At 53.6% G+C, this 8,998-nt stretch carries 7 protein-coding genes; 3 read left to right on the forward strand and 4 right to left on the reverse strand.

Annotated elements, in window-relative coordinates; genetic code table 11:
* The coding region (locus tag ACH2EH_RS20620) for an ISAs1 family transposase (RefSeq protein WP_395144665.1) at nucleotides 1-1,159 on the reverse strand (1,159 nt) is incomplete at its 3' end.
* 232 nt (nucleotides 1,160-1,391) lie between these two features.
* Between ACH2EH_RS20620 and ACH2EH_RS20625 the strand changes: the two genes are divergently transcribed.
* A complete protein-coding gene (locus ACH2EH_RS20625) occupies nucleotides 1,392-4,553 on the forward strand; it encodes a S41 family peptidase (protein ID WP_395144667.1) in 3,162 nt (1,053 codons plus the stop codon).
* 43 nt (nucleotides 4,554-4,596) lie between these two features.
* On the opposite strand, the gene ACH2EH_RS20630 is transcribed toward ACH2EH_RS20625, so the two are convergent.
* The 3 genes from ACH2EH_RS20630 to ACH2EH_RS20640 form a co-directional block, all read right to left on the reverse strand.
* Entirely contained in the window at nucleotides 4,597-5,301 is a 705-nt protein-coding gene (locus ACH2EH_RS20630; protein ID WP_395144669.1) for a DNA helicase, read from the reverse strand.
* A gap of 379 nt (nucleotides 5,302-5,680) precedes the next feature.
* Nucleotides 5,681-6,175 carry a fasciclin domain-containing protein gene (locus ACH2EH_RS20635; RefSeq protein ID WP_395144670.1) on the reverse strand — a complete coding sequence of 165 codons (495 nt, stop codon included), beginning with the start codon at nucleotides 6,173-6,175 and terminating at the stop codon, nucleotides 5,681-5,683.
* A gap of 283 nt (nucleotides 6,176-6,458) precedes the next feature.
* Nucleotides 6,459-7,157: an SAM-dependent methyltransferase gene (locus tag ACH2EH_RS20640; RefSeq protein WP_395144671.1), complete on the reverse strand. Its 699-nt coding sequence runs from the start codon at nucleotides 7,155-7,157 to the stop codon at nucleotides 6,459-6,461.
* A gap of 84 nt (nucleotides 7,158-7,241) precedes the next feature.
* On the opposite strand from ACH2EH_RS20640, the gene ACH2EH_RS20645 reads away from it, so the two are divergent.
* Together ACH2EH_RS20645 and ACH2EH_RS20650 are read left to right on the forward strand one after the other, a co-directional pair.
* Nucleotides 7,242-8,267, forward strand: a complete 1,026-nt coding sequence (locus tag ACH2EH_RS20645; protein ID WP_395144672.1) for a PfkB family carbohydrate kinase — start codon at nucleotides 7,242-7,244, stop codon at nucleotides 8,265-8,267.
* Between the two features lie 64 nt (nucleotides 8,268-8,331).
* The coding region (locus ACH2EH_RS20650; RefSeq protein ID WP_395144673.1) for a hypothetical protein at nucleotides 8,332-8,998 on the forward strand (667 nt) is incomplete at its 3' end.

Genomic DNA, 8,998 nt, shown 5'->3' on the forward strand with positions numbered 1-8,998 from the left:
TCCCCGCTGCTAAAACGTCAGAAATGTAGTTCACATCCCAGCCAGCCATCTTGCGCTTGGCACGAAGGCTAAGTTTTGAACTAACTTCGGCACGGAAAAGACTCAAACATATCTGGCGTAAACTCGACATATTCTCAGCGGCATGACCTTGACGGATTCGACTAATATCTTCTAAAAACAGAACATCCAAGAGCCAATGACACTCATTTTCTATACCCCAGTGGTTACGAGAGCCATTAAGTACCGTTTTTGCTAATTTTAAAGTCGTCAAATAATAACGACGACTTTTGATAGACTTGCCTTTCTTTATCTTTTCTCGCTCAACAATTGCTATACCAAACAAATTTTTCCAATCATTATCTACATCGATAAAATCAGCACTCTCGACAAGCCAACACCGTCGTATTTCAGTATAGCCTTTTGACTTGTCTATCGATTTTGCAAATGTTTTAGGAAAAGGAATTTTCCATTTCTTAGCTTCCCAATCTTTAATATTATCTATCGCTCTTTCATACAACATAGGATGATTATCTTTCAAGACAAGCAAGTAATCTCCTCCTTGATTTACTATCTGAGAGGCGATCTCTTTATGGGTTCCCATAGCATCCATACTAACAAGCACTCCCTGTAGGTCAAGTCGTTTTAAAATTTCGGGTATAGCAGTGATTTCATTACTCTTTTCTTCCACCCTTTGTTGTTCGATTACCATTCGAGTTTGCGTCGCCCATGCTCTGACAAGATGCAGAGCTTTAATCCCTGCATTCGTATCAAAAGATGCTTTTGATATTTTTCCATCGATACAAATTTGTTCTTGATGTTCTATATTGTCATTAATATCAATGGAAATATCTGTGCCTTCAGTAATGCTACATATCCATGCAAGGAAACATTTGAAGAAAGAAACATTATTAATCAATTCGAAAAATCTTCCCAGTGTATCGTGTGAAGGTATTCCATCTGTTAAATCAATTCTATCTTCAAGCCATTTTTTGTTTTTGAGAGCCCATATTTCCATATCTGTAAATGTATCTGCTCCAGCAATCATCGCACAAAGCGCAATAAATATGATTTTTATAAGCGGATGCTTCCTTACTTTTCGTTTCCGAAATTCGGGTAGCTCTTTGAAATGGGTCTGTATACCTTGGACGATTCGTGACATTTTTGCTCCATCTTTCTTGGGTTAAGAAAGTCTGAAGCTGATTTATCATAAGTGTTTTATCTATACTAAGTATATGCGATTAGCCTGGGCCATACCGAATAAACTCAGTATGGGCGGCACGCCCTTCGTGTCGCGTAGCGACAATAAGACGCCCCGGTTTATCGGGGCGGCCAAATGGCTAAGTTCAGATTTCCATAAACGCATCGTACCTGGTGAGGGTATACTTCTCTCCATGCAAAAGATGCTCTTTCTTGCTCTGTGCTTTGCGCCCTGCACTATAGTGCTCGCCCAGCTCCCTGCTCCTGAGGAAAAACCCGTGGTCGGAGCGCGGATGCCCGCGCTCTCGCCTGATGGCTCCAAGCTCGCTTTTGTGTGGCGCGGCGATATCTGGGTCTCGGCGACGAGTGGCGGACGGGCCTACCAGGTGACGACACATGCGGAGTACGATGCCTACCCCGTGTTCTCGCCGGATGGAAAGTGGATCGCGTTTCAGTCCAACCGCACCGGCTCACCCGATATCTGGGTCGTGCCCACGGAGGGCGGGACACCGCGTCAATTAACCCTCGCGGGTGGGCGTGAAGTACCCAGTGACTGGTCGCCCGACGGCAAGAGCCTGCTGTTTGTGAGCCAGCGCGACACGCCCCGCGATAGTATCTTCTCGCTGGATCTGGCGACGCGGCGCTTCACAAAGCTCGCCGAAGATTTCAAAAGCCTCAACCGCCCGGTTTTCTCACCCGATGGCAATAAACTCGCCTACGAGCGCAATGGCTTTCCCTGGACCCGCCCCCGCTACAGTGGCTCGGGCGCAGCGCAGCTCTGGACGCTGGACACAAAGAGCGGAAAGAATGTCCCCCTCGCCGATGATGGCCGCCAGCACCTCTACCCACGGTTTCTCCCCGATGGCAAGGGCATTGTCTGTGTGACCTACGGTGAGGAAAGCCCGAGCGTGACACTGCTGGGAAAAACACCTCCCAAGCTAGACGACAATGCCAAACGCACACCCAACCTCTGGGTATTTCCCTCAGAGGGCGGCAAGCCCAAGCAGCTCACGCAGTTTGTGGGGAGTGCTGTACGCTTTCCTAGTGTGGCGCGCACGTCCGGCGATATTGCCTTTGAGCACGGTACCGATTTATATGTCTTAAAAGCCGGGGCGAAAGCGCCCGTAAAAGTCACACTGCTCTGTGGCGGCGATGATAAGAGCAACACCGAGCAGCGCGTCGTGATCAGCAATGCCGAAGTGACAGAAGCGAAGATCAGCCCCGATGGCAAGACATTCGCGTTTCTGCTACGCGACGAAATCTGGACAATTCCGGTGGATAAGGCCAAGAATCGCAATGCCGATCAAGCGACACGCCTGACGGACTATCCCGGCACCGACCACGACTTTAACTGGAGCAAAGACAGCAAGACACTCTTTTTTGTCTCGGACCGCAACGGCAATGAGCGTATCTTTGCGATGGAAGTGGGCACAAAGACAATCAAGCCGGTCTGGACGGGCAAGCTGGATGCCAGCGGCCCCTCACTATCTCCTGATGGCAAGACCCTGAGCTTCTGGGTCAAGGGAAAAGAGGAAGAGGGTGCCGGGATCTACACCTGCCCCAGTGATCTCTCGACTCCCCCCAAGCGTATCGTGGCCATCGCAGGTGACAGTCAGAATATGTTCGCTTGGTCGCCGGACATGCGCTGGTTGGCCTTCACCCGCCGTGGCCGTGAGTCGGGGGGAACCAATCTCTACATCACAAAAGCCGACGGTAGCAACCCGATAAATATTACACGCCTCAATGCTTTTCACAGCGAGCCGGTCTGGTCTCCCGACGGGCGCTATCTCTACTTCAGCTCCAGCGATCGTGACGGCAGTGGCGGGCTTTGGGCTCTGCCGCTTACCCGAGAAGAGGCTCGTGGCGCAGAGCTGGAGCTGAAGTATGTCAAGTCGGGCGACCCCGTACAGGTCACAATTGACTTTGAGGACATCCACTACCGGTTGCGCAAGCTAAGTGGCCCCTACCCTGATGAAGATCTCCAGATCGTGGATACGGACGGGACACTCTATTTTGTCTCGGGTGGCAATCTTTGGTCAGCCTCCTACGATGGGAAAGATGTCAAGCAGCTCACGTCTACGGGAGGAATCGGTAACCTGCGCCTTAATACGGTGGGTGATACGGCTTACTTCAATCGAAGCGGCCAGCTCTTCACTTTTAAAACGCGTGTCCCAGGTGCACAGCCAAGCTTAGTGGGCTTCAGCGCCACCTACACCCAGAATCTTCGCGCACAACGTCAGGCCGCCTTCACACAGCTCTGGCGTAGCTACAACACGCGCTTCTACGACCCAAATTTTCATGGCCGGGACTTTGTCGCCCTCCGTGCACTCTACGAACCGATGCTAGAGGGAGTGGGCACGCGCGAGGAGATGTCCAACCTGGGGAACCTACTGCTTGGTGAGCTAGAATCCAGCCACTCGGAGGTGAATCCCGCTCCCAGTAGCATTGTTGGGCCTAATACAGCATCGTTGGGTGTGTACTTTGACTACGGCTATGCCGGCCCCGGCATCCGTGTGAAAGACATTCCCAAGCGTGCCCCCGGTAGCTACGAGAAAACACGTCTCAAGCCCGGCGAGTATATTGTCGCCGTAGACGGTGTGGACGTAACACTCGACGAGAATCTCTACAAAGTGCTCAACGACAAAGGTGAGCGGGACTTCACCCTCCTAGTGAACGACAAGCCGGGCCACGAGGGAGCCCGCACTGTGACCTACAAAGCCGTGAGTGGCGGGGAGTGGGGCGATCTGCACTACCGGAATCGGATCGAGGCGCGTACCAAGCAAGTCGAACAAGGCTCAGGCGGAAAAGTGGGCTATGTCCATATCTCCGGTATGGGCGGCCCCAACCGCGACACTTTTGTCCGTGAGTTCTACGAATATGCCGAGGGCAAGGACGCGATGATCATTGATGTTCGAGAGAACGGCGGGGGCAATATCGGCGACACCCTGATCTCCTGGCTGCGCTTCAAGCCCTACGCCACCAACTCACCGCGCGGTGGATACGTCGTTCCCGCACCCATTCTGGAGGGCCGTCAGCCCTGGAACAAACCGATTGTGGTGCTCATGGGCGACTCGTCGTTCTCCAATGCGGAGATGTTCCCCTACGGCATGCGCGCCACGGGGCTTGCCAAGCTCGTCGGGGAACCGACACCAGGTTACGTCATCTGGACTTTTGGTCTCTCTCTTGTGGATGGCACGGGCGCACGCATGCCCTTCCAGGGAGTGTGGCGCACCGATGGCACACCACTGGAAAACATCGGTGAGAAGCCTGACTACCTTGTTCCGTGGAGCACCCCCGACTACTTCGCGGGCAAAGATCCACAGCTAGAGAAGGCGATCTCGCTTCTTAAGAAATAAATTAAAATGGCCCGGGGCGCACTGCCCTGGGCCGTTTTTCCGATCAGGCAATCTGCATCGTGTCTTGATTGAGGAAGCACGTCTTGTCGAATAGGCTGAGATCCAGAGGATTCGGCAATCGTACGTCGCTCATTCCAGGGCAGGGTTGACTCGCGGGATCGTAGCTCCTCTTAATCTGAGAAAGGCATAGAACGATCAACTGACGCTCTCTGGCGAAACTTCGGAGCTGCTGAACTTGGCAGGTCAGATCGGGATTCTCACGTTTCTGATCCAGCAACTGAAGGTAATCCACCACCACAAGTGTATTAACAGGCGCAGAAGCCAGCTTGGAAATGATGTACTCCGCACAGATTTGGTCGGAGTCATCCAAAAGAAACCTATCAAGGTACGCGCCCAAATCCTCGCCCAGCGCCTTAAAGCAATCCGCGACATCCGTCGGGGTAAAGTCTAAGGTAAAGAACGCCGCTTTACCGCCGTGCCGCATTATCTGGATAGCCAGTTCGAGGCTAAGGCGTGTCTTGCCTTGCCCACGACGTGAGCCCAGCAGTGCCAGCTCGCCCGGGTGTAGCTGTGCGAAGAGAGTAGAGACGAGCTTCTTGGACATTGTCTTGGCAGAGAGCAAGCTCCAAGCGCTAAACCCCTCTTGGCTCGCGATGCGATCCAACGCTTGATCGAGCGGAATGCCTTCCTTGCGAGACAGGACTTTGGCCTGTTGCTTGAGGACATAGATAGGTGCAGAGAGCGTCATACAAACCTCCAGTTTCGAGCTTTCCTCGCAACCCCTCCATATGCGACCGCTCAATCCTTAGGTTTGATCGAAATGCGAGAGCCCTGCACGACAAGTACTTTCCCGGTGGAGGGAGGAGGCGCGGGCAGCGCCGGAGCCATTGTACATCAAAAAATGAAAAAGGTTCGTGAGCCTTTTTCATGAATCGCATTGTGCCCCTTGCCGTGGCCTGAAAGGCTCCGTCTTTGCGACGCGGATCTATCTCTGCGGGCTCGGCCCGCTTCGCCGCAGGCGGCCCAGAGGTGGCCTTTCAGGCCGCCGACACGATTCGTGAAGAAGGCTTATACAGCAAAAATAGAAAACGGTCCCGGGCAAGCTACCCGGGGCCGTTTCTTTCATTCTAGAGCTTGAGCCCCTTGGGCAGGATCACGCTGTCAATCACATGGATCACGCCATTGCTGCCGACGATATCGGTCTTGACCACTTTGGCCTTGTCCACCATCACACCATGCTTCGTGCCCACAGTGATCGAAGCACCGTTCACGGTCTTGACCTTGGTGCCACTCTTGAGCTTAACCACATCCGCCGCCATCACCTTGCCCGCCACCACGTGGTAGGTCAGAACTGCCTTCAGTGCTGCGGGATTCTTGCCTAGCTTGTCCAGAATGTTCTTCGGGACTTTAGCGAACGCCGCATTGGTTGGTGCAAAGACGGTAAAGGGGCCATCGCCGCTCAGCGTCCCCGCGAGACCCGCAGCCTTGACCAGAGAAACGAGGGTCGAGAAATCCGCGTTGCTCGCAGCGATCTCAACAATAGTCTTATCCTGTGCAAACGCAGGGCGAATCGGGGAGAAAGCAGCCAGCGCAAGCGCGGCGAGTACAAAATATTTTTTCATGGGAACCGTTATCCTTGGGATTGAGTTTGAGATTCTGTGAAGAGGGCGCGCTCCTGCTCACTTGCCTCTTCTAACGCCACTCTTTCCTACTTGTTCCAAGATTTTAATATTTTTTCTCAATCTTTGACAAATGCCAGTCCGGCAAAAATAAACCCGGCTCTTGAAAAAGGAGCCGGGTTTCCATCACGTCCGATGGACAGTTAAAAGGAGGACATGCGCTAGTTATTAGTACGCTTGAGCTTAAGCAATTGTTCCATATCTTTAAAAATTCCTTGGGCGAGCGCTACCCCTTGCGAGAGAGAAACATAACCTCGATCTCGTCCCAATCTAAGGGGCGGCGGGCCCAGTGACCTGCCGTCCCTCCCCAGACATGCTCGACACTCAGCCCCGCAGCCTCGTGCATCTTGACAAGCTCGGGGACGATATAGTGCCGCCCGCGTAGCTCCCCGGAATCGTCGCCGGGCCAGGTTTCTACCATGTTCAGCGGATCAAGAGTCGTCTCAATCCCCGCCCGCCGAATCGTCCGGTAGCCATTGAGGGTAGTCAGAAGAAACGGTGCCCCCGGCTTGAGGCTCGCGGCGATATGGCGCAGTACCCGCACATTGTCTTCGTCGGTCTGGAGTAGGGCAAACGCGCCCTCACAGAGACAGACCGCCGCATCGTAGGCGAGAGGACGGACGAAATCACGGGCATCAGCCAGCACGAACTCGGCTTGCTCCGTTAGCCTCTCCGCCGTCGCTCCCTCCTGCGCGAACTGGATAAACTTCTCCGTGAAGTCCACCCCCGTCACCTGAAACCCACGCCGCGCCAGCTCCAGCGCGTGCCGCCCGGGGCCACAGCCCATGTCTAGCACTCGCCCTCCAGGTGCCAACTCACAGGCATCTAAAACAAAATCCACCTCGGCTAGCGTGTGCTGTGTGAACCCTTCGGTTAAGTAGCGCTCCGGCCCGATGGCCTCGAAAAATTTCTTCCAGTCGTTCATACTCAGGGGCTATTATAGCGCGTTTGGAGATCAAGCTCTCGCTATTGGCCCAGAAAACCGCCGAGATTATAGTACAATACCCCCATGCAACGAGTAGTAACTTTCGGTGAAGTCATGCTTCGCCTCTGCCCTCCTGGTTATCTGCGCCTGCTCCAGGCCACGTCCCTTGAGCTGACTTTCGGCGGCGCGGAAGTCAATGTCGCCGTCTCCTTGGCCCAGCTTGGCCTCGATGCGCGTTTTGTGACGCGGCTGCCCAAGAACGATATGGCGCAAGGGTTTATCAACCAAGTGCGCGGCTTGGGCGTAGACACGACCAAGATTCTGCGGGGCGGTGAGCGTATGGGAGTTTATTTTGTTGAGAAAGGCGCGTCGCAGCGTGCCTCCACCGTGCTCTACGACAGAGCCAATAGCGCTATTGCTGAGATTTCTCCTGAGGAACTAAACTGGGACGAGATCTTTGAGGGCGCGACAGCGTTTCATACCACGGGAATTACCCCAGCTCTCTCGGACAGCGCGGCGGCGGCAGCGATTGCGGGCGCGAAGGCAGCGAAGGCAAAAGGGATCTCGGTGAGCTGCGATCTCAACTACCGCAAGAAGCTCTGGAGTAGCGAGAAGGCGGGGCAGGTCATGGGCGAGCTGATGCCCTACGTGGACTGGTGCATCGCCAACGAAGAAGACGCCGAGACGGTCTTTGGGATCAAGGCGGCGGACTCCAATCTCACGAGTGGTGCTCTCTCACACGACGGCTACATCGAAGTGGCTCAGAAGCTTGTGGCGCGTTTCCCGAACTTAAAAGGAGTCGCCATCACGCTCCGTGAGTCTTACAGCGCGAGCCGCAACGGCTGGTCGGGGATGCTATTTACAGAAAATCAAGCGCATTTCTCACGCCACTACGACATTGATATTGTGGACCGTGTTGGTGGTGGTGACTCCTTCGCGGCGGGGCTGATCTACTCACTAGTGAACGGAAAATCCGCGCAAGACGCCATCGAGTTCGCCATTGCCGCAAGCTGCCTCAAGCACTCCATTGTCGGCGACTTCAGCTACATCAAGCTCTCCGAAGTCGAAACCCTCCTCAAAGGCGACGGCTCGGGCCGTGTCCAGCGCTAAGTGCGTACAGGTATGGCAATCTATGCAATGACACCTGTATAATTCCCTGTAAGGATTATAGATTATGAATTTCTCTCCTGTACTTGTTGCTCTCTCGCTACTTGTCAGCCTTCATTCCCCTGTGTGGGCACAGAATGAAAACACGATTATTCTTGATGAATTTCGCATGAAGCTGGTGAAACCCTCTAGCTATACCCGTACTCCCAAGGACGAAGTGTATCCCGTTGTACTCTCGCTGCAGTCACCTGCAATCGAGCGTTATAGCTCGTTGCGTCAGAAAAATAGTTCAGTATTATCCTATAAACTTCTGGGCGGCATTATTCTTATCACCATGCCCAAACCCAAAACGGGGCTTGAGGAACAAGTCGATAACGCGCTTCCTAGTGATAGTGAAATCGAAGGAATGAGCAAGATTATCCCTGGAATTGCCATCCAAAAGAAAGTAAAAATCAAAGTGGCGGGCCGGGATGCCCTCTCTGTTTTGGCCTCGCTTGATGTTAGTCAGTCCCTGGGAATTCAAGAGGAAGCCAGCCTGCGGCTCATCTACATGGTCTATAAAAACACCCGGATGATCTGGCTCTTTGCAGGAATGAATGCCGACTTTGAGTCAACAGTCAAGGACTTTGAAAAAACGATCAATAGCATTCGCTTCCTCGACGATAAGCCAGTCAAACCCGCGATCAAGGTCGCGCCAACCTCGCCCAAGACACCTCCGGCCAAAGGTGGGAAGG

Origin of the sequence: Armatimonas sp. (genome assembly GCF_043760365.1) — a bacterium.
GTDB lineage: Bacteria > Armatimonadota > Armatimonadia > Armatimonadales > Armatimonadaceae > Armatimonas.